This is a genomic window from Pseudobutyrivibrio ruminis AD2017 (assembly GCF_000424305.1).
In the GTDB taxonomy this organism is placed as follows: Bacteria; Bacillota; Clostridia; order Lachnospirales; family Lachnospiraceae; genus Pseudobutyrivibrio; species Pseudobutyrivibrio ruminis_B.
This window is the reverse complement of sequence record NZ_KE384162.1, coordinates 298,344-321,060: the sequence shown is the minus strand read 5'-3', so window position 1 is coordinate 321,060 and position 22,717 is coordinate 298,344. Positions and strand designations below refer to the sequence as shown.

Genomic DNA, 22,717 nt, shown 5'->3' with positions numbered 1-22,717 from the left:
ATAAATTTGCAAAAGAGAATAGTTTTACTATTCTCTTTTGAATGTAGAGGTTATATTTTGGCACAAAAAGGGACGAATAATTCTAAAAGAAAATCAAATACTAAAAAATCCCAAAACACAACTAGAAAGTCGACAAATAATAAGAACACTAGAACAAAGGCAACAGAGGTAGAATTTGAGGATCCATTTTTTGAAGATTCATCAAAGGAAATAGTCCTTTGGGGGTCTTTAGTGCTATGCATTCTTTTATGTATTAGTAATTTCGGAATCGGCGGCATGGTAGGTAATGCTGTATCGAATTTCTTATTTGGTGTTTTTGGTATTATCCAATTTGTACTACCTTTCATGGTAGCTTTTTCGGCTTTTTTTATCATTTCAAATTATGGAAATAAAGTGGCAGTGGCTAAAGTCGTTGCAGGCACTGTCTTATTAATATTTATCAGTGTTTTTGTTGAGCTGATTATAAATGGTCAGGAAATATTAACACCAATTGAAGCTTTTGCATTTGCAAAAGAAAAGCACTATGGCGGTGGCTTAATAGGTGGAGCTATTGTTTATGGAATATTTGATAGCTTCGGACTATTAGGTGCATATCTTATTGATATTATCATTATGATTGTTTGCGTAATCATTATTATGGAAAGATTTGCTTTTGATAAGGTCCAGCAATCTTCCAGATATCATGCCGATAGAGCAGCTGCTAAAAGAAGAGCTAGAAGAGAACGCCAGTTATTAGAACGAGAAGCAAATCAAGTCAGATACAATGAAAACAGACAGGCAATTCTTGATAAAATCAATGAAGATAAAGCTTTAGAACAGCTTCAGATGAACCAACAAGAGGGAAACAGAAGAGATAGAAAACGTTCTGGAATTACTAGCGACACAACTCTTGTTCCGGATTATAGCGAATTAACAGCATCCGGTGATGTAAATGAAATCAAATTTAACATGGCTGAAGGTGAGGGCAATGTAGAGGTTACTACTACAAGTCGTCACAGATTGCGTTCTGGAGACAAGAAATCTAAAAGTTTGCATTCATTTAAGAATGTCGTATCAGATGCACCTGTTGAAGAGGCAGTTATTGAAGAACCAATTAAACCAGTGTTAAATACTGCTCCTGTTATTAATACACCGGCACCACCGGTTATTAATACTCCTGAGCCTCCAGTTTCTACTGTAGAAGAGCCTATACCACAACCTGTAGAGCCTCAGCCTGCTACTAGAAAGCCTAAGCCTTCAGCATCTACAAAGGAAGAAATAGAAAGTTCTTCAGAATCACTTAGAGCACAGGTTGAAGCTGATAAAAAGAAGACAAATAAGCCTTATAAATATCCACCACTTACTTTACTTAATGACACAAAGAAAAATGGTGGGGATTCAAAGGAATATCTTCAGGAGATGGCTGGAAAGCTTCAAAGAACTCTTGGAAACTTTGGAGTTTCTGCAAATGTTACAGAAGTTACATTAGGACCATCTGTTACAAGGTACGAGCTTGAAATTGCAGAAGGTACACGCGTTTCAAAGGTTGTTAATCTATCCGATGATATTAAGCTTAACATGGCTGTAACAGATGTCAGAATTGAAGCACCTATTCCTGGTAAATCGGCCATTGGTATTGAAGTACCTAATAAGGTTAAATCAATGGTTGGATTTAAGGAGCTGGTTTCGTCAAAAGAATTCAAATCAGCCAAATCTAAAATTTCCTTCTGTGTTGGTAAGGATATTTCAGGTTCGGTTATTGTTGGAAATATTGAAAAGATGCCTCACTTGCTTATTGCAGGTGCCACAGGCTCAGGTAAATCAGTTTGTATTAATACCATTATTATGAGTATCTTATATCATGCTAAGCCAGATGAGGTTAAGATGATAATGGTTGACCCTAAGATGGTTGAGCTTTCTGTATATAATGGTATTCCACATTTGTTATTGCCAGTTATTACTGACGCTAAAAAGGCGGCTGGTGCACTTCACTGGGCAGTTAAGGAAATGACTGACAGATACGAGCTTTTAGCTGCAGCTGGAGTTCGTAATATAGAAGGCTTTAATGAAAAGGTTGAAAGCGACGCTCTTCCTGAAGAAATTCCAGAAGAGAAGCGAGTTCGCATGTCACAGCTTGTTATTATTCTTGATGAGGTGGCGGATCTTATGATGGTTGCTGCCGCAGATGTTGAAGATTCAATTGTACGTCTTGCTCAGCTTGCCAGAGCGGCAGGAATTCATTTGATTATTGCAACACAGAAACCTACAGTTAATGTTATTACAGGTTTGATTAAGGCTAATGTGCCTTCACGTATAGCATTTTCTGTTTCATCTAGTAATGATTCACGAGTTATCCTTGATATGAATGGAGCGGAAGATTTGCTTGGTAATGGTGATATGCTTTACGCACCACAAAATCTTTCAAAGCCTATTCGTGTACAGGGTGCATTTGTTAGTGATGAAGAGGTCAGCGCTGTTGTTGATTTCCTTAAGAATAACAACGATGGCGCAGAATATAATTCTGATATAGAAACACAAATTCAAAACTCCGAGGCAGGCAATGGTTCGGTATCTATATCTGGAGAACCAGATAATTCTAGAGACCAGCTATTTATTGAAGCCGGACGCCTTGTTATAGAAAATCAGAAGGGTTCTATTGGATACCTACAAAGAAACTTTAGGATTGGATTTAACAGAGCTGCAAGAATTATGGATCAGCTTGCGGAAGCTGGCGTTGTAGGACCAGAAATGGGTACTAAGCCTAGAGAAATCCGTATGTCCATATCGGAGTTTGAAGAACTAATAAAAGCACAGTAAGGGAGTCATGCACATGAAGACAGACATTCAAATCGCACAAGAAGCAAAAATGGCACATATCAAGGATGTTGCAGCATTACTTGATATCACTGAGGATGATTTAGAGTTATACGGAAAATATAAAGCTAAACTTTCTGATGAATTGCTTGCTAAATTAGAATCTAAAAAGGATGGAAAGCTTGTACTTGTTACAGCTATTAATCCAACTCCTGCAGGTGAAGGAAAAACTACTACATCTGTTGGATTAGGTGAAGCAATGGGCGTGCTTGGTAAAAAAGCCTGCCTAGCATTAAGAGAGCCTTCTTTGGGACCTTGTTTTGGTATTAAGGGTGGAGCTGCAGGCGGCGGCTACGCACAGGTAGTACCAATGGAAGATCTAAATCTTCATTTTACAGGTGATTTTCACGCAATCACATCAGCAAACAATTTGCTTGCTGCAATGCTTGATAATCATATTCAGCAGGGTAACAGTCTTGGAATCGATCCTAGACAGGTGGTTTGGAAAAGATGTCTTGATATGAATGACAGAGCCCTTAGAAATATTGTTATTGGTCTTGGGGCAAAGGCAGACGGAATGGTTAGAGAAGATCACTTCGTCATCACAGTAGCATCAGAAATAATGGCTATACTTTGTCTTGCTGATGATATGCACGATTTAAAGAATCGACTTAGCAAAATTATCGTTGCATATACTTTTGATGGAAAGCCTGTTACAGCTGGTGATTTGCAGGCTACAGGTGCTATGGCAGCGCTTCTTAAGGATGCTTTAAAGCCAAACCTTATCCAGACACTTGAACATACACCAGCTATCGTACATGGCGGACCATTTGCAAATATCGCACATGGTTGTAACTCAGTAAGAGCTACAAAGGCAGCAATGAAGCTTGCAGATATTACTATTACTGAGGCAGGTTTTGGTGCAGACCTTGGAGCTGAGAAATTTTTCGATATTAAGTGCCGTATGGCTGGACTTAAGCCAGATGCAGTTGTACTTGTTGCAACTATTCGTGCACTTAAATATAATGGCGGTGTGCCAAAGACAGACCTTACTGCTGAAAATCTCGATGCTTTAAAGAAGGGTATTGTTAACCTTGAAAAGCACATCGAGAACCTTCAAAAGTATAAGGTGCCTGTTGTTGTAACACTTAACTCATTCATTACTGATTCAGAAGCAGAAACTAATTTTGTTAAGGAATTCTGTGAATCAAGAGGATGTGAGTTTGCCATTTCTGAAGTATGGGAAAAGGGTGGCCAAGGCGGCGTAGAGCTTGCTAAAAAGGTTCTTAATGTATTGGAAAACAAAGAAAGCAATTTTGAGCCTTTATACAAAAACGAACTTTCACTTAAAGATAAAATTAATACTGTTGCAACAGAAATCTATGGAGCAAAGGATGTATCTTATTCTCCAGCAGCAGAAAGAGAGCTTAAGAGGATTACAGAGCTTGGTATGGGAGATTTCCCAGTATGTATGGCAAAAACTCAGTATTCACTTTCCGATGATGCCACAAAGCTTGGCAGACCTGAGGGCTTTACATTAAATGTTCGTGAAGTATATGCTTCTGCTGGTGCAGGTTTTGTTGTTGCAGTTACTGGAAGTATTATGACAATGCCAGGCTTACCAAAGCAGCCTGCTGCAAATAATATTGATGTTACCGATGATGGAGTAATTACAGGACTTTTCTAAAATGAATTGTAAAAAATGTGGCGCTGAAATTGAAAATGGCTTAATGTACTGCCCAAAATGTGGGGAGTCTATTCAGCTTGTGCCAGATTACAATGTTCTTGAGGAAGAGCTGTTATTTAAAGTTGTAGAAGATAAGAATAAAAGTAAAGAAGAGAAGTTTGCTACTGGAGTTTACCATACCGTGGAAAAAATAGAAGTAGATACCAGTAGCAACACAGCTTCTAAACCTCAGCCAAGTCATGAGCCGGAAATCTTTACTAAAAAAATAAAAACATTGCTTTCTATTGCGGTTTTTGTTGTGGCAATTTTAGGCGTACTTATGATTGTTCCTTATGTTGGCAGTCATTCATACGACAGTATTATGAATAAGGCCGTAGATGCTGAAAACAACGCAGAATATGCCAAAGCTTTGGGCTATTATGAAGAGGCTTTTGAGATTGATGATAAATCCTTTGAGGTTATATATGGTTTAGGAAGAATGTATTACCAGGTAAAGGATTATGAAAATGGTAAATTATTTTTAGAAGAAGCTTTATCAAAAGATTCTTCTAATAAAAAAATATATACCTATCTTTTAAACTGTTACGATGCATTGAATGATAAAGATAGTATTTATCAGCTTGCCGAAAACACAACTGATGAGGATTTAAAGGAGTTAATTAGCACATACATCATGCTGCCTCCATCTTTCAGTTATGAAGGAGGAGACTATGATAAGGATTTCTTATTACAATTAACTGTTAACGGAGATTACCAAATTTTCTACACTTTAAACGAGAAAAATCCTATTACATCAGGTAAGCTATACAATAAACCTATTCAAATATCAGAAGGAACAACTGTTGTAAAAGCAGTAGCACAGAATAATCAGGGAGAATATTCTGAAGTAGTTACAGTAACATATAATGTTACACATAAACAGTTAGGACTACCTGTTGTAACACCTACAGATGGTGTTTATAACGAAAAAGTAATGATATCTATAGAAGTACCTGAAGGCTGTAGAGCTTACTACACCTGGGATGGTACAAAGCCTTCAGTTAATGGAATTCAGTATACTGAACCATTTCCTATCCTAGAAGGCACTAGTGTTTTATCTGTTGTAATTGTTGATGAGGATGGAAATGTAAGTCCTACATATCACGGCAATTATATTTACCAACCATAAAATTAACATATTTTTCACATTTAAAACTCTAATTAAACATAATTAATTAGTATCATTAATACATCTCAATAAGAGATACATTTTTCATAACATTATTCTCCCTTTGAAAGACACGTCACCGCAGGCGTGTCTTTTTATTTATGTGCTATAACGGTTGTTTAAATCGAGTAAATGGGCTAAAATATAAAACATGAATATTAAAATTCTATGTGTTGGCAAAATTAAAGAAAAGTTTTATAGGGAAGCAATTTCAGAATACGCAAAAAGGTTATCGAAATATTGTAATCTCGAAGTAGTCGAAGTAAACGATGAAAAGACATCTGAGAATTCTACTGATAATGAGATAAATATTATTAAGGATAAAGAGGGAGAAAGAATACTTAAGCATATCAAAGATAAAGATTATGCTATAGCCCTTGCAATTCAAGGAAAGCAACAGGATTCAGTTGCTTTTTCTAAATACATTGAAAATCTTGGCATCAATGGAAATAGTTCTATTTGCTTTGTTATAGGCGGTTCTTTAGGGCTATCTGATGCTGTTATGAAACGTTGCAATGATTCCATATCTTTTTCCAAAATGACTTTTCCGCATCAGCTAATGAGAGTAATTCTTCTAGAACAAATCTATAGAGCTATGCGAATTATGAATAATGAGCCATATCACAAATAGTTAAAAAGGGGTGTACTACATATGAGAATGTACGATTTAATTGAAAAGAAGAAAATGGGGGAGGCTTTAACAACAGAGGAAATATATCATATTGTTAATGGATATACACATGATGAAATCCCTGATTACCAAATGTCTGCGCTTTTAATGGCGATATATTTCAAGGGCATGGATGTTAGAGAACGTTATGATCTTACAATGGCTATGCGCGATTCTGGAGATATCCTTGATCTTTCTTCAATCGATGGAGTAAAAATTGATAAACATTCTACAGGCGGTGTAGGTGATAAGGTTACTTTAGTACTTGGACCAATCATCGCTTCAATTGGTGTTCCAGTTGCTAAAATGAGCGGAAGAGGTTTAGGCCATACAGGTGGTACTATTGATAAGCTTGAGGCTTTTCCAGGATTTAACGGAGCCCTTTCAGAGGAGCAGTTTGTTAAACAGGTAAATGATATTAAGATTGCTGTTACAGGACAGTCTAAGAACTTAGCACCAGCGGATAAGAAGCTTTATGCTCTTCGTGATGTTACAGCTACTGTAGATGAGATTTCTCTTATCACAGGTTCTATCATGTCTAAAAAGCTTGCTGCCGGTACAGATGCAATCGTTCTTGATGTAACTGTTGGTGACGGTGCATTTATGAAGAATAAAGAATCAGCTTTAGAGCTTGCTAAATCAATGGTAGACATTGGAAAGCGTGCTGATAAAAAGATTGCAGCTGTTCTTACAAACATGGATGAGCCACTTGGATTTGCTGTAGGAAATAATTTAGAGGTTATCGAAGCTATCGAAGCATTAAACGGAAACGGTCCAGAGGATTTAATGGAAGTTGTTTATGAGCTTGGCTCACAGATGATCGTATTCTCTGAAATCGAAACTGATAAAGCTAAGGCAAGAAAGCTTATGGAAGAGGCTGTTGCCAGTGGAAAGGCTTTTGAGAAATTCATTCAGTTTATTGGTGCTCAGGGTGGAGATGTTTCTTACGCAAAGGATATTAAGAACTTCAAACCTGCAAAATATGTCATACCAGTAGAATCTGAAATTGATGGTTACGTACATGCACTTAAGGCCGAGACATTCGGTCTTGCTTCAATGTCACTTGGTGGTGGCCGCGAAACTTTCGAGGATGTTATTGATATGTCAGTTGGTATTGTCCTTAACAAGAAGGTTGGCGATGAAGTAAAGAAGGGTGAGCCTATTTGCTATGTTCATGCAAATGATGAAGCGAAAGCAAAGCATGCTATTGAAATGATTAAAGGCGCAACAGTAGTTAGCCCTGAAAAATGTGACCACATGAAATTGATTATTGATATTGTTGAATAATATGAGTGATTTTTCTTTAACTATAACTATTCCTGCAGACCATGTAGATAACATTTTTGGCCAGTTTGATAAAAATATAAAGGCAATTGAAAAGGGCATGAATATCTCTTTTATACCTAGAGATGATTCTATAAAGGTCGTAGGAGATAAAGCTCATGTAGAACATGGAATAATTGTGATAGATGAGCTTTTATCCCTTTCTAAAAAGGGAAGTATTATTACTACACAGGATGTAAATTACATTATGTCGATTGAACAGGAAAAGATTGAAAAGCATGATGTTTCAGAAGCTAGAGGCGAAATTATCTGTCATACAACAACAGGTAAGCCTGTAGCACCAAAAACATTAGGACAAAAGAAATATGTAGATGCTATCTCTGATAACATGATAGTTTTCGGAGTTGGACCAGCAGGTACTGGTAAAACATATCTTGCCATGGCAAAGGCTATCACAGCTTTTAAAAACGAAGAAGTATCAAGAATCATTCTTACAAGACCTGCTATAGAGGCAGGAGAAAAGCTTGGCTTCTTGCCAGGAGATTTACAAAGTAAGGTAGATCCATATTTAAGACCATTATATGATGCTTTATATCAAATTATGGGTGCTGAAAGCTTTCAGCGTAATATGGAAAAGGGTTTAATAGAGGTTGCTCCTCTTGCCTATATGAGAGGACGTACTCTTGATAATGCGTTCATCATACTGGATGAAGCACAAAACACAACACCAGCCCAGATGAAAATGTTTTTAACACGAATTGGATTTGGTTCTAAAGCTGTAATTACTGGTGATAAGACTCAAAAGGATTTACCAAATGGTGTTAAATCTGGACTTGATGATGCCATGAGTGTTCTTAAAAACATTGATGATATTAAAATCTGCAATTTGGATTCAAAAGACGTTGTAAGACATCCTTTAGTACAGAAGATTGTTAATGCTTATGAAGTTCACGACAAAAAATTAGAAAGCAGAAAAAGGACAAAATAATAATGAGACAGACCGATAGATTTTCTTCAATCAGAGTTGGTTATGCTGTTTTAATTGGAATTATTTTTATAGCTGCAAACACTTTATTAAGTTCTTTAGCTTCAGTATTAATTGATAAATACATTTGTATGATTGCAATTAATATTTGCTTTTTCTGTTTGTTTTTGCTTTTAATAATTCGAAGACGACTTGAGAATAAGTTGCCTGAATATAATTACATATCATATGGAAAGATTGCATTTGTAATAGCTATAGAATGGGGAATAACCATTTTATGCTCAGCATTTGCACCTAGCTTTTTTGCACCAATGATAGTTCTTCCTATCATAGCAAGTGCTGTTTTTGATGATAGCTTATCATATGCATTTAGCTTGTATTTGATTATCATAACTTCACTGTGCTTTGACTATGGTGCTTATATGATTCTTTGCTATGTTACAATGGTTCTATTTGGAAATGTAATTGTTAATTTTCTTAGAAGAAGTGAGAATCTGCAAAAGCTTTATGCATTAGTTTTATTGTTTGCAACAACAACACTTATTTCCATTATTTTTTATTATTTTAACTATCTAGAGCTGACATTATCAGTTTTAGTATATGGCTTAGGAGTTGGAGTAGCTGCTTGTCTGATTACAGTTTGTATACTTCCTTTACTTGGATTGTTTGTTGAAAAAGCGCAGGTAACAACTTATGAAGGATATCTAGATCCTGATTATTCTTTGTATAATGAAATTCGTAAGTTTTCTTTTATTGAATTTCAGCATGCAAAAAGGATTTCTAATCTGTCTAGAAAATGTGCAAAGGCTATAAATGCTAATGACAGCTTAGCTGCCTGCGCAGCCTTCTATTATCGCTTAGGTAAAATCGAAGGCGAGCCTATGATAGATAATGCTATTAAAATAGCAAATAATCATTGTTTTCCTAATGATGTGATTAAAATCTTATCGGAATATGGTGGTATTGTTTCATTGCCAAGTACCAAGGAATCAGCAATAGTTCATATGGTTGATTCGGTAGTTACAAAGGTAGAATTATTTGATGCTGATTCAATGAGTAGTTCTTGGAATCAAAATATGGTTATATACCAGACAATTAATGAGTTATCTCAAAAAGGTTTTTATGATAACTCAGGACTTACCATGAACCAGTTCCTTGTTATTAGAGAAATATTAGCAAATGAGGATATTTTAGCATGACAGTTTTTATTGAAAGTGAATGTGAAGAGGGATTTGATTTTGATTATGAAAAGGTAGCAAATGATGTTATTAACACAGCTATTGATCATCTTTCATTTCCTTTTGAAGCAGAATTAAGCGTTACACTAACAGACGACGATGGCATTCATGCCATAAACAAAGAATTTAGAAATATTGATTCACCAACAGATGTGCTTTCATTCCCAATGATTGAATATAGCACACCTGGGGATTTTTCTGATATAGAAAACAATGATGATTTATTTAACCCTGAATCAGGAGAAGTAATTCTTGGAGATATAGTACTAAACGTTCCTAGAATCTACAAACAAGCAGAAGAATACGGACATTCGGTACTCCGAGAATATGCTTTTCTTATAGCCCATAGTATGTTACATTTATTTGGGTTTGATCACATGACTGAGGCTGAAGCTGCAGTTATGGAACAAAAACAACGAGAAATATTAGACATACTTAATATTTCACGAAATTAAAAAAAGGAGAAACTAATCTATGAAAAAACAATTGGTATCCGCATTACTCGTGCTGACAATGGCTATGTCACTTGTTGGTTGCGGCAAAAAAACGGAGGATTCGTCTGATGCCACAGTTGATGTAGCAATGGAAGAGCAGGAAGCACCTGTTGATTCATCAGTTGCATTTTGGGATCAGACCTCTGAAGATGGTAAAGTTCGAAGCTATCTTTCAGGTGAATGGGTAGACCCAAAATACGGAAGACAGCGTCCTGTTGCGGTTATGATTGAGAACACAAAGGCTTGCTTACCACAATACGGTATTGCAAATGCTGGTGTTATATATGAGTGTGTAGTTGAAGGCGGCATCACACGTATGATGGCACTCTTCGATGATTACACAGGTCTTGATCAAATTGGTAATGTAAGAAGTTCACGTCCATATTACGTTTACTTTGCAAGTGAGTATGATGCTATTTACATGCATGCAGGTGGAAACCCAGCAGCTTTTGAGCTTATCGATGATAAGAATCTTGTAGATAATCTTAACGCTTTAACACTTGAAGGTAAGAAGGGTTCAGCTGCTTCATATCGTACAGGTAAGTCTGAGCATACACTTTATACAAACTCAGAGGGTATCGATATTGGTATCAAGAAGTTAGGCTATGATACAGCACTTCCTTCAAACTACGAACCTCACTTCAAATTTGCTGCTGATGGCAATGCTCTTGAGTCAGGAGAAGATTGTCAGGCAATCCAGTTATACTATTATACAAACAAGCCTTATTGGATTTACAACGAGGATGATGGTTTGTATTATAGATACGAATTCAATCAGAAGCAGGTAGATGGTGCATCAGGTCAGCAGCTTACTGCTAAGAACATCATTATCGAGAACGTTGAGTGGTGGACATATGAAGGCTCACAGTATTTAGGATATTTACTTTCTTACAATACTGGAACAGGTAAGTACATCACTAATGGTAAGATGATTGATATCGTATGGTCTAAGGACGGCGATACAGATGTTACACATTACTATGATTTAAAAACAGGTGAAGAAATTCAGCTTAACATTGGTACTACTTGGATTCAGGCTTGTCAGAGGGAATACACTGATGAGACTCAGTATTATGCAAACAAATCAGATTTTAGTAAGGCAAAATAATTAGTTTATGACAAAAAGAAACAAGCGAGGCGATGCCGGTTTCTTAATGCAAGGATCAATCCTTGCTATAGCTTCAATCATTAGCCGTATAGTGGGACTCATTTATAGAATCCCACTTACGGCTACTATTGGGGATACGGGAAATGATTATTACGGCACTGCCTACGAAATTTATAACATAATATTACTTATATCTTCATATAGCATTCCTCTTGCAGTTTCAAAACTTGTATCTGCAAGAATGGCTAAGGGGCACGTAAAGGACGCAAACAAGGTTTTAGGCGGCGCCCTTCTTTTTGCGTTTATAAGTGGTGGAATAGCATCACTAATTGTATTTTTTGGCGCAGAATTCTTCACTGGAACATTATTAAAAACACCTCTTTCAGCTATTGCCCTTAAGGTTTTAGCACCAACATTACTTGTAGTCGCACTTCTTGGTGTATTTAGAGGCTTTTTCCAGGGTCTTGGAACAATGATTCCAAGTGCAATTTCTCAAATTGGAGAACAAATCGTAAATGCGATAGTATCAGTAGTTGCTGCAAATATTCTATTTAGCTATGGCAAGAGAGTAGGCGGAGTATTAGGAGATGTTAAGAATTATTCTGCAGCTTATGGAGCAGCAGGTGGAACTTTAGGAACATCTACTGGTGCAGGATTTGCTTTAATTTTTATATTATTTATATTTTTTGCATTTCAGAAGCCTTTTAAAAAGATGCTTAGAAAAGATGATCACAAGAAATTGGAATCGTATAGTGACATCTTACCAATTTTAATTATGACTATTATCCCTGTGCTACTTAGTACAACGGTTTACAATATAAGCTCAATTATTGACCAGGGTATTTTCAAAAACTTGGCTTTATTACAGGGTTATGCTGCATCAGAAACAAGTAAAAGCTGGGGTGTATTTGCTGGTAAATACAAGGTATTAATCAATGTACCTCTCTCTATAGCTTCAGCTATGGCAGCATCAACAGTGCCTAGTCTTACAGCAGCTTTTAATTCTAATGATAAGCAGCTTGTTAAAAAGCAGATTAACATGGCAAACAGATTTGTTATGATTATCGCTTTCCCTTGTGCGGTAGGTTTAATGGTTCTCGCATCACCAATTCTTCAGTTATTATTTAACGATGCAGAAAAATCTTCCGCTATGATGTTAGTAATCGGTGGCTGCTCGGTAGTATTTTATTCTCTGTCTACCTTATCAAATGGTATTTTGCAGGGAATCGATAAAATGACTATACCAGTTAAGAATGCAGTTATAGCTTTAATAGCTCATCTAGTATTACTTGTAATATTAATCGAAGCATTCCATTTACATATCTATGCTGTAATTATTGCAAATGCATTCTATGCTTTACTAATGTGCATACTTAACCAATCAGCTGTGCTTAGATTCTCAGGAGCATCAATCGATGTAAGAAGAGTAGTTATAGCTCCTCTTGAGGCATCAGCAGTTATGGGACTTGTTGCATATTTGATTTATCACATGTTTGATGCACTTTTTGTTATGGCTGTATCACGCAGAGCAGCTAACTTATTTGCTTGTGTTATTGCAATTATATTTGCTATTGTAGTTTATTTCCTTGCACTATTCATGTTTAAGGGCGTAGATGAAGAAACATTGCTTAAATTCCCAGGTGGAAATAAGCTTTGCAATATAGCGTACAGTTTACATTTATTGAGGTAGTTCGATGAATACAGATGAAAAGATTTATGACGTTTGTATAGTTGGAGCTGGTTTTTCTGGACTTGTTCTTGCAATTAAGCTTGCAAGAGCAGGTCTTTTGGTATGTTTATGTGACTTAAACAGAATTGTAGGACGAAAAATCCTTTCAACTGGAAACGGCAGATGTAATTTTACAAATAGTAGAATGTCAAAAGATTATTTCTATAGCAATTCTGATTTATCCTTTATTACTGATAATCATCAGGAAATTAGAAATTTCTTTAAAGAACTGGGCGTATTTGATAGAGATTTTGATGGATATTATTATCCATACACTAATCAAGCTAAAACTATTAGAGAAGCACTTGAAAAAGAAGTAGATTCATTAAATATAGATTTATATTTAGATAACAGAGTTACAGATGTTGATTATAATAACGTATTTACGGTAACAACCAGTAGAACTGTTATTAAAGCTAAAAAGGTTTGTGTTGCATCTGGTGGGCTTTCAGCTGCTACACTTGGTTCATCTAAGGTAGGCTATAAGCTTGCAAACAAATTCAAAATCCCTACAACAAAGCTTGCACCATCATTAGTTGGACTTAAATCTAATGATATATGTCTTAAGGATTTAGCTGGAGTCAGAGCAGTAGGTAATGTAACCTATAAGGACCATTCTTGTGAAGGTGAAATACAGTTTAATAAAGATGGTATTTCTGGTTACCCTGTAATGTGTATTAGCCGATTTGTTGGCTTTGATGAATTAGATAAGGCATTATCGGATATACGAATTGACTTTATCCCATATCTTACTAATGAACAGCTAAAGGAAGAGATTAAGAATAGATTTTCAAAGAATCAAAATCAATCTATTCTTTCAAGCTTAGTAGGCTTTTGTAATGAAAAAGCAATTGAACAGGTTGTAAGCTTATCGAGAATCTATGGCGATACTTTGGTATCAAAGCTAGATGACGAGGATATTGAAAATCTTGTATATAATTTCAAATGCTTTATAGTCTCAATAAATGGTACAAAGGGCTTTGACAGTTCTCAGGTTACAGCCGGTGGAGTAGATTTATCTGGGATATACACAGATACTATGGAGGCCATGAATCAAAAGGGATTATATTTCATAGGTGAAGTATTAGATGTAGATGGTATTTGCGGTGGTTACAATCTTACTTGGGCATATACATCTGCAACTATTGCGGCAAATGATTTGATTAAGGTGATGAAATGATAAAAGTAGATCAAATTAAGCTTAGCGTTTTTGAAAAAGAATCTAAGTTAATAGATATAGTGGCAAAGAAGCTTAGGATTAATTCTGCTGATATTAAGGATTATTCTATTTTAAAGAAATCTGTTGATGCCAGAAAAAAGCCAGATGTTTTCTTTGTATATTCGATTGTAGTTACAGTAGCTTCTGATTTAGAAAAGAAGATAATTGCAAAATCGAAAAAAGATAACAATATTAATCTTTATAAAAATATCGTATATGCGATACCTAAGGCTACAAAAAAGGTGGAATCTCCAATCGTTATTGGAGCAGGACCAGCAGGTCTTTTTGCTGCCTATATTTTAGCCTTAAATAACATGAATCCAATTGTTATTGAAAGAGGTAAAAAGGTAGAGGATAGAACAAAGGATATTCTTGCGTTTTGGGAGACAGGGGTACTTAATACTGCATCTAACGTCCAATTTGGTGAAGGTGGTGCCGGTACATTTTCTGATGGCAAGCTTAACACTCTTGTTAATGACAAATTAGGTAGAAATAAGTTCGTATTAGAGACCTTTGTTAAGTTTGGAGCACCTGCAAATATTCTTTATGATTACAAGCCTCATATCGGAACAGATATTTTAAAGATTGTAATCGCAAACATGAGAAATGAAATCATTAATCTTGGGGGAACATTTTTATTCGATACAAAGGTTGAAGATTTTATCATTGAGGATGGCTCTATTAAAGGTGTTATGGCATCAGGTAAAAAATACACATCAGATAATGTTATTTTAGCTATCGGCCATAGTGCCAGAGATACATTTAAATGCCTGTTTGATAAGGGCATTCATATGGAGGCCAAGGATTTTGCTGTAGGCTTTAGAATAGAGCATCCACAGGAAATGATTTCAAGAGTTATGTATGACAATGCTTTTGAAAAGCTTGAGCCTGCGCCATATAAGCTTGCAACAAACCTTGATAACGGCAGAGGTGTTTATTCGTTTTGTATGTGTCCGGGAGGCTTTGTTGTAAATTCATCTTCTGAAGAAAACAAGCTTGTAGTTAATGGTATGAGCTATTCAAAGCGTGACAGCAAAAATGCAAATAGCGCAATTGTTGTTTCGGTTGGAGAAAGAGAATTTGATAAAACAAATCCACTTTCTGGAATAGAATACCAAAGAAGTATAGAAGCTGCTGCATTTAAAGCAGGCAGCGGACTAATACCTCAACAGCTTTATGCTGATTTTAAGCAACACAAGTTAAGCTCAACATATGGCGCATTTTCATCAGAAACTAAAGGAAAAACATCCTTTGGAATGCTTTCTGATATATTTTCTCAAGATATTTATCAGTCTATTATTGACGCCATGGGTACATTTGGGTCTAAAATAAAAGGGTTCGATAGAGATGATGCAATCCTTAGTGGTGTTGAAAGCAGAACATCATCTCCAGTTCGAATTAACAGAAACGAGCTGTTTCAGTCTAACATAGCTGGTCTTTATCCTTGTGGTGAAGGTGCAGGCTATGCCGGTGGAATAACGTCAGCGGCTATGGACGGCATAAAGGTAGCTGAAGCAGTCATATCAAACATAAACATATAGAATAGGTGGGAATATTAGTGGCAGAATACACTCCAATGATGCAGGAGTATCTTAAAACAAAAGCTGAATATGAAGATTGTATCTTATTTTACCGATTAGGTGATTTTTACGAGATGTTCTTTGAGGATGCTAAGACAGCTTCAAAGGAATTAGAATTAACTCTTACTGGTAAATCATGCGGAATGGAAGAAAGAGCGCCTATGTGTGGCGTTCCATTTCATGCTGCAGATACATATATAAACAGATTGGTTGCCAGAGGCTATAAGGTAGCTATTTGTGAGCAGGTAGAAGACCCAAAGGAAGCAAAAGGTCTTGTTAAACGTGAGGTTATCAGGGTAGTAACTCCTGGTACAAACATTGACCAGCTTGCTTTGGAGGAAGGCAGCAATAACTACATTATGTCTCTTGTTTACAATAAGGGCGTTTTCGGTATTGCAACCTGCGATGTATCGACTGCTGATTTCTTTTTAACACAGGTAGATAATACCAGATCATTTACAGACGAGCTTTTTAGATTCAATCCAGCGGAAATCATTTATCATAAATCACTTTATGAATCTGGTATAGATATTACAGATATAGCTGAAAAGTTAGAATGTGCACTTTCGCAATTAGATGAATCATATTTTGATGATACGCTTAGCACCAGAGAGCTTTTAAATCATTTTAAGGCTCATTCTTTAGAAGGACTAGGCTTAATAGATTTTCCTGTTGGCAAGGTGGCTGCAGGCTCACTTTTAATCTACTTAAAAGAAACCCAGAAGTCAGAGCTTACACATTTAACTCACATCACACCTTATACAGACGGAAAATTCATGCTTATTGATAGCTCTACCAGAAGAAATCTGGAGCTAACAGAAACCATGAGAGACAAATCAAAGCGAGGTTCTCTTTTATGGGTTTTAGATAAGACAAAAACAGCAATGGGCGCAAGACAGCTTAAAAGCTTTATAGAGCAACCTCTTGTATCTGTCGATGAAATAATCAGAAGACAGGATGCCATTGAAGAAATTAACAAATCTCTAATCGATAGAGAAGAGCTTAGAGAATATCTTTCTTCAGTTTACGATTTGGAAAGACTTATCACTAAGATTACATATCAATCGGCTAATCCTAGAGATTTAATTGCCTTTAAGCAGTCTATAGGAATGCTTTCCCCAATCAAGGCTTTACTTAATGGATTTTCATGTCATCTTATTAATGACTTGAACTCAAATATCGATGATTTAAAGGATTTATATGTCCTTATCGATTCAGCTATTGCTGAGGAGCCACCTATATCTTCTAGAGATGGAGATATTATCAAAACTGGCTACAACGAAGAGGTTGATAGACTTCGTGCTGCTAAAATAGATGGCAAAAAATGGCTGGCAGATTTGGAGGCAAAGGAACGTGATAAGACAGGTATTAAAAATTTAAAGATTAAGTTTAATAAGGTCTTTGGATTCTATCTTGAGGTAACTAATTCATACAAGGATTTGGTTCCAGATTATTATGTTAGAAAGCAGACCTTAGCTAATGCTGAAAGATATTACACCCCTGAGCTTAAAGAATTAGAAGACAGCATACTTGGTGCAGAAGATAGACTTAACACAATCGAGTATGAATTTTTCAAAACAGTTCGAGATACAATAGCTGCAGAGGTTGATAGAATTCAAATTAGTGCTAAGGCTATTGCAGTTTTAGATGCAATCATCTCTTTAGCTGTAGTTTCAGAAAAGAATCATTACGTTAAACCTGTTATTAATAATAGGGGCGTTATTGATATAAAAGAGGGTAGACATCCTGTTGTTGAACAGATGATAAATGCAGATCAGTTTATTGCAAACGATTGTTATTTGGATTTAGATTCTAACACAATCGCAATTATTACAGGTCCTAACATGGCAGGTAAATCTACCTACATGAGACAGGTAGCACTTATAGTTCTCATGGCACAAATAGGAAGCTTTGTTCCAGCTGAAGAAGCTACTATTGGTGTTGTTGATAGAATATTTACACGTGTAGGCGCATCAGATGATTTATCTACCGGTCAATCTACATTCATGGTTGAGATGAATGAAGTTGCTAATATTCTACATAATGCTACCAGCAAATCTCTTCTTATTTTGGATGAAATTGGTAGAGGAACATCTACCTACGATGGACTTTCAATTGCATGGGCAGTGGTAGAGCATATTGCTTACAATATCGGTGCTAAATCTTTATTTGCAACTCACTACCATGAGCTTACCGAATTAGAAGGTCAGTTAAAAGGAGTTCATAACTACTGCATAGCGGTACAGGAATTAGGCGAGGATATTATATTCCTTAGAAAAATTATTCCAGGCGGCGCAGATCAAAGCTACGGTATACAGGTTGCCAGACTGGCAGGGCTTCCTGAAGAGGTATTATCTAGAGCACGTACTATAGTTAATTCTTTAAATGAAAATGATATTGCAGCTGTTTCAGACAAAATAGCAATGCAGGAAAAGATGGAAGAAAAGCTTCAGTCACTATCAGGCATTTCTATTTCTGAAAGTGATGCTACCATTATTTCTGATTTAAAGAATTTGGATGTAACCAAAATCACTCCGCTTGAAGCGATGAACTTATTGTATGAATTTCATAACAGGGTAAATGAATAATGGGAAAAATAAACATACTTAGCCAGGATACCATTGATAAAATAGCTGCAGGAGAGGTTGTTGAAAGACCTGCTTCTGTAGCAAAAGAGCTTATAGAAAACAGTATAGATGCAGGTGCGACTGCTATTTCTGTTGAAATTAAAGGCGGCGGAATCGAATATCTTAGAATTACAGACAATGGTTCTGGAATCGATAAAGATCAAATCCAAATCGCCTTTTTAAGACATGCAACCAGCAAGATTCAGTCTGCTGAGGATTTGGCATCTGTAAGGTCGTTAGGCTTTAGAGGTGAAGCTCTTTCAAGTATTTCAGCTGTAGCTAAAGTAGAGCTTATTACAAAAACAAAGGATAGTCTTTTAGGTGCCAGCTACATCATAGAAGGCGCTAAGGAGATTTCACTTACAGATATTGGTGCTCCAAATGGAACTACATTTATCGTAAGACAGCTGTTTTTTAATACTCCAGCAAGAAAGAAATTCCTTAAATCCGAAAGCACTGAAGGAAGCTATGTTTTTGATGTTGTAGAGCATTTAGCTTTATCCCATCCTGAAATATCATTTAAGTTCCTTTTAAATGGCAAGGAAAAGCTAATGACATCTGGTAACGGAAGCCTGTCTGATACAATCTATCAGATATACGGCCGTCAGATAGCATCAAATGTATTAGATATAGATTATAGTGACGAAAAGGTTAGAATATCTGGCTTTATAGGACAATCTGTAATTGCCAGAGGTAATCGTGCTTTTGAGCACTTTTTCGTTAATAACAGATATATAAAAAGCAATCATCTATCTAAGGCCTGCGAAGAAGGCTATTATGGCTTTTTGATGGGACATCAGTATCCATTTTTTGTAATTAATATTGATTTTGATTCTGATGTTGTAGATGTTAATGTGCATCCTACAAAACAGGAGGTCAGATTTGAGGATGAGAGCTTTATATTAGAGCTTCTTACTAAGACAATAAATAATAGACTTAGAAAAAGAGAAGATGTTCTTGAGGCTCATATCGATGAACCTGCTGTTACAAAAACAGAATCATCTTATTCGCAAAAAACAGTGGAGATTATTCCACCACAAGAACCAGCACCAGTTGAACCAGTGCGTCCTGTAAAGATGCCTGAGCCTTTTGAAAAAGACAGATTGGAAAAAATCAAAGCCCAGGTTACAGCTCAAATCAGAAACGACACTCCATACGAAAAGAAGTTTGCTGATAACAACAGGGGTGGACAAAAATATGAGCAAATCAGCTTTCTTGCTAAGGAAGCTGTTAAAGAGCATAAGATAATTGGTCAGGTATTTGATACATATTGGATTATTGAATACGATAAAAATATGTATATCATCGACCAGCATGCAGCCCACGAAAAGGTGTTATTTGAAAAAACAATGGCCAGACTTAGGAATAACGAGATGACTTCTCAGATGATTAGTCCGCCAGTTATAATATCACTTTCACCACAGGATGTTTTATTATTTGAATCCTATCACGAAGCCTTCGAAAAAATAGGTTTTCAAATTTCATCCTTCGGTGGTAACGAGCTTGCCATAAATGGAGTTCCTGGAAATATGCTTAATCTTGACTCAAAGGCTTTATTTATGGAAATCCTTGCAGATTGCGCTAACTACAAATCTTCAGATTCATTTGATATGATAGTAGAAAGAGTAGCTTCAATGTCTTGCAAGGCGGCAGTTAAAGGAAACAACAAATTATCACTTCCAGAAATCAAAACCTTAATAGATGATTTATTAAAGCTTGAAAATCCATATCATTGTCCTCACGGAAGACCAACAATGATATCATTTTCTGAATACGAACTGGCCAAAAAGTTCAAAAGGATTGTTTAATGAAAAACTTAGTTATTTTAACAGGCCCTACGGCCGTTGGAAAAACATCATTGTCTATTAATCTCGCCAAAGCAATAAATGGCGAGATTATTTCTGCTGATTCAATGCAAATCTATAAGGGCATGGATATCGGAACAGCTAAGATTATGCCAGAGGAAATGGACGGGGTTACACATCATCTGATTGATGTTATCGACCCAACTGAAGATTTCCATGTAGTGCGCTTTAAGGAAATGGTAGAAGCTGCCATTGAAGAAATCTACGCAAAAGGCAAGGTTCCAATCATTTGTGGTGGCACAGGATTTTATATTCAGGCTATTTTATACGACATTGATTTCACAGAAAATGAAATAGATAAATCATATCGAGAAAGCTTAGAAAAATTTGCCGCAGAATTTGGAGAAGATGCTTTACATGATAAGCTTAAGGCTATCGACCCTGAATCTGCTGAATCTATTCCAGCTGCCAATGTAAAGCGTGTAATTAGGGCTATTGAGTATTATGAACAAACGGGAGAAAAGTTTTCTGTACATAATGCTACCCAAAAAGAAAAAAATAGTCCTTATAATTTTGCATATTTTGTACTGAATGATGATAGACAATTGTTGTATAATCGCATAGATGCACGAGTTGATAAGATGATTGATGAAGGTCTTGTAGATGAAGTCAAATCACTTGTCGCAAAGGGTGTAAAAAAGGGCATGACAGCAATGGATGGAATCGGCTATAAGGAGCTGTTAGATTATTTAGATGGCAATGGTTCATTAGAAGACGCAGTTGAACTTATCAAGAAAAAATCCAGAAATTATGCCAAGCGTCAGTTAACATGGTTTAGACGTGAAAAGGAAGTTATTTGGCTAGATAAAACAGTTTACACATCGGAAGATATGCTTTTAGACGAGATTTTATCTACCTTAAGAGAGAAAGGAATTATAGAAAGTGTTTGAGATTTACAAGGAATTCGGTATTTCTAAAGAAGTATTCGATTACGGAAATGAAATAGTAAAAAGCTTAGAGCCTAGATTTAAAGAAATTGATGATGTAGCTGAATACAATCAGCTTAAGGTATTAAAGGCCATGCAGGAGCATAAGGTTGCAGCTGAGTGCTTTAATACATCTACAGGCTATGGATACGACGACATTGGTAGAGATACACTTGAAAAGGTATACGCTTCTGTATTTAAGGCAGAGGATGCATTAGTTCGTCCACAGATTACATGCGGAACACACGCACTTGCACTTGCATTAATGAGTAACTTAAGACCAGGCGATGAGCTTCTTTCACCTGTTGGAAAGCCTTACGATACTCTTGAAGAGGTTATCGGTATCAGACCTTCAAATGGTTCACTTGCAGAATATGGAATCACATACTCACAGGTTGATTTATTAGATAATGGCGATTTTGATTATGATGGAATCAAAGCTGCCATCAACGAAAAAACAAAGCTTGTTACAATCCAGCGTTCAAAGGGTTATGCAAATAGACCTACACTTTCTGTAGAAAAGATAGGAGAGCTTATTTCCTTTATCAAAAACATCAAGCCAGATATAATCTGCATGGTTGATAACTGCTACGGCGAATTTGTTGAGAAGATTGAGCCTACAGAGGTTGGAGCTGACATGTGCGTTGGTTCTTTAATTAAGAATCCAGGCGGCGGACTTGCTCCTATCGGTGGTTATATCGTGGGTAGTAAGGCTTGCGTTGAAAATGCAGCTCATAGATTAACATCTCCAGGACTTGGAAAAGAGGTAGGTGCATCTTTAGGAATTATGCAGTCCTTTTACCAGGGATTTTTCCTTGCACCAACAGTTGTTGCAGGCGCTCTTAAGGGTGCGATTTTTGCAGCAAACGTATATGAAAAGCTTGGATTTTTATGTATCCCTAATTCAACAGAGGAAAGATACGATATCATTCAGGCGGTTTCATTTAATAAGCCAGAAGGTCTTATCGCTTTTTGTGAGGGAATTCAGGCAGCAGCTCCTGTAGATTCATACGTTACACCAGAGCCATGGGATATGCCAGGCTATGATAGCCAGGTAATTATGGCAGCAGGTGCATTCGTACAGGGTTCATCTATCGAATTATCAGCTGATGGTCCACTTCGTGCTCCATATACTGCATTTTTCCAGGGTGGTCTCACATGGAATCACGCTAAGATAGGTATTCTTAAATCATTACAAAAACTAGTGGATGCTTGCCTTGTGAACACATCTCAACTGTGTTAAAATTTTTATGATTATGAGCAAAAATGCTTAAATACTATAAGTTTAAATATATGGAGGAATGT

16 protein-coding genes are annotated in these 22,717 nt (G+C 36.3%); all 16 read left to right on the top strand.

What is annotated here, in order from left to right; translation table 11 throughout:
- Positions 1–57 precede the first annotated feature (57 nt).
- Positions 58–2,796 (top strand): FtsK/SpoIIIE family DNA translocase, encoded by a 2,739-nt coding sequence (locus G611_RS0111710; protein ID WP_028243773.1) that lies wholly within the window; start codon positions 58–60, stop codon positions 2,794–2,796.
- A gap of 13 nt (positions 2,797–2,809) precedes the next feature.
- Positions 2,810–4,480, top strand: a complete 1,671-nt coding sequence (locus G611_RS0111705) for a formate--tetrahydrofolate ligase (RefSeq protein ID WP_028243772.1) — start codon at positions 2,810–2,812, stop codon at positions 4,478–4,480.
- A gap of 1 nt (position 4,481) precedes the next feature.
- Positions 4,482–5,648 carry a chitobiase/beta-hexosaminidase C-terminal domain-containing protein gene (locus G611_RS0111700; protein WP_028243771.1) on the top strand — a complete coding sequence of 389 codons (1,167 nt, stop codon included), beginning with the start codon at positions 4,482–4,484 and terminating at the stop codon, positions 5,646–5,648.
- A 190-nt stretch (positions 5,649–5,838) separates the two neighbouring features.
- Entirely contained in the window at positions 5,839–6,318 is a 480-nt protein-coding gene (gene rlmH, locus G611_RS0111695; RefSeq protein ID WP_028243770.1) for a 23S rRNA (pseudouridine(1915)-N(3))-methyltransferase RlmH, read from the top strand.
- Between the two features lie 21 nt (positions 6,319–6,339).
- Positions 6,340–7,644 (top strand): pyrimidine-nucleoside phosphorylase, encoded by a 1,305-nt coding sequence (locus G611_RS0111690; RefSeq protein WP_028243769.1) that lies wholly within the window; start codon positions 6,340–6,342, stop codon positions 7,642–7,644.
- Position 7,645: 1 nt separating this feature from the next.
- Positions 7,646–8,629 (top strand): PhoH family protein, encoded by a 984-nt coding sequence (locus G611_RS0111685; RefSeq protein WP_028243768.1) that lies wholly within the window; start codon positions 7,646–7,648, stop codon positions 8,627–8,629.
- Positions 8,630–8,631: 2 nt separating this feature from the next.
- Positions 8,632–9,825 (top strand): hypothetical protein, encoded by a 1,194-nt coding sequence (locus tag G611_RS0111680; RefSeq protein ID WP_028243767.1) that lies wholly within the window; start codon positions 8,632–8,634, stop codon positions 9,823–9,825.
- Entirely contained in the window at positions 9,822–10,319 is a 498-nt protein-coding gene (gene ybeY / locus G611_RS0111675) for an rRNA maturation RNase YbeY (protein WP_028243766.1), read from the top strand. The genes G611_RS0111680 and ybeY overlap by 4 nt, the downstream gene beginning before the upstream one ends.
- Positions 10,320–10,338: 19 nt before the next feature.
- Positions 10,339–11,466 carry a DUF3048 domain-containing protein gene (locus tag G611_RS0111670; protein ID WP_028243765.1) on the top strand — a complete coding sequence of 376 codons (1,128 nt, stop codon included), beginning with the start codon at positions 10,339–10,341 and terminating at the stop codon, positions 11,464–11,466.
- A gap of 7 nt (positions 11,467–11,473) precedes the next feature.
- Positions 11,474–13,156, top strand: a complete 1,683-nt coding sequence (locus tag G611_RS0111665; RefSeq protein ID WP_028243764.1) for a putative polysaccharide biosynthesis protein — start codon at positions 11,474–11,476, stop codon at positions 13,154–13,156.
- A 4-nt stretch (positions 13,157–13,160) separates the two neighbouring features.
- Positions 13,161–14,375: an NAD(P)/FAD-dependent oxidoreductase gene (locus G611_RS0111660; protein WP_028243763.1), complete on the top strand. Its 1,215-nt coding sequence runs from the start codon at positions 13,161–13,163 to the stop codon at positions 14,373–14,375.
- Positions 14,372–15,955, top strand: a complete 1,584-nt coding sequence (locus G611_RS0111655; RefSeq protein ID WP_028243762.1) for an NAD(P)/FAD-dependent oxidoreductase — start codon at positions 14,372–14,374, stop codon at positions 15,953–15,955. The genes G611_RS0111660 and G611_RS0111655 overlap by 4 nt, the downstream gene beginning before the upstream one ends.
- Before the next feature lie 35 nt (positions 15,956–15,990).
- Positions 15,991–18,582, top strand: a complete 2,592-nt coding sequence (gene mutS / locus G611_RS0111650) for a DNA mismatch repair protein MutS (RefSeq protein ID WP_196801574.1) — start codon at positions 15,991–15,993, stop codon at positions 18,580–18,582.
- Positions 18,582–20,429, top strand: coding sequence for a DNA mismatch repair endonuclease MutL (gene mutL / locus G611_RS0111645; RefSeq protein WP_028243760.1), 1,848 nt, complete (start codon positions 18,582–18,584; stop codon positions 20,427–20,429). The genes mutS and mutL overlap by 1 nt, the downstream gene beginning before the upstream one ends.
- The gene (miaA, locus tag G611_RS0111640) at positions 20,429–21,376 is read left to right on the top strand and encodes a tRNA (adenosine(37)-N6)-dimethylallyltransferase MiaA (protein ID WP_028243759.1); all 948 of its coding nucleotides are present in this window, start codon (positions 20,429–20,431) and stop codon (positions 21,374–21,376) included. Before mutL ends, miaA begins: the two co-directional genes overlap by 1 nt.
- Positions 21,369–22,655, top strand: coding sequence for an aminotransferase class I/II-fold pyridoxal phosphate-dependent enzyme (locus G611_RS0111635; protein ID WP_028243758.1), 1,287 nt, complete (start codon positions 21,369–21,371; stop codon positions 22,653–22,655). Before miaA ends, G611_RS0111635 begins: the two co-directional genes overlap by 8 nt.
- Positions 22,656–22,717: the final 62 nt, after the last annotated feature.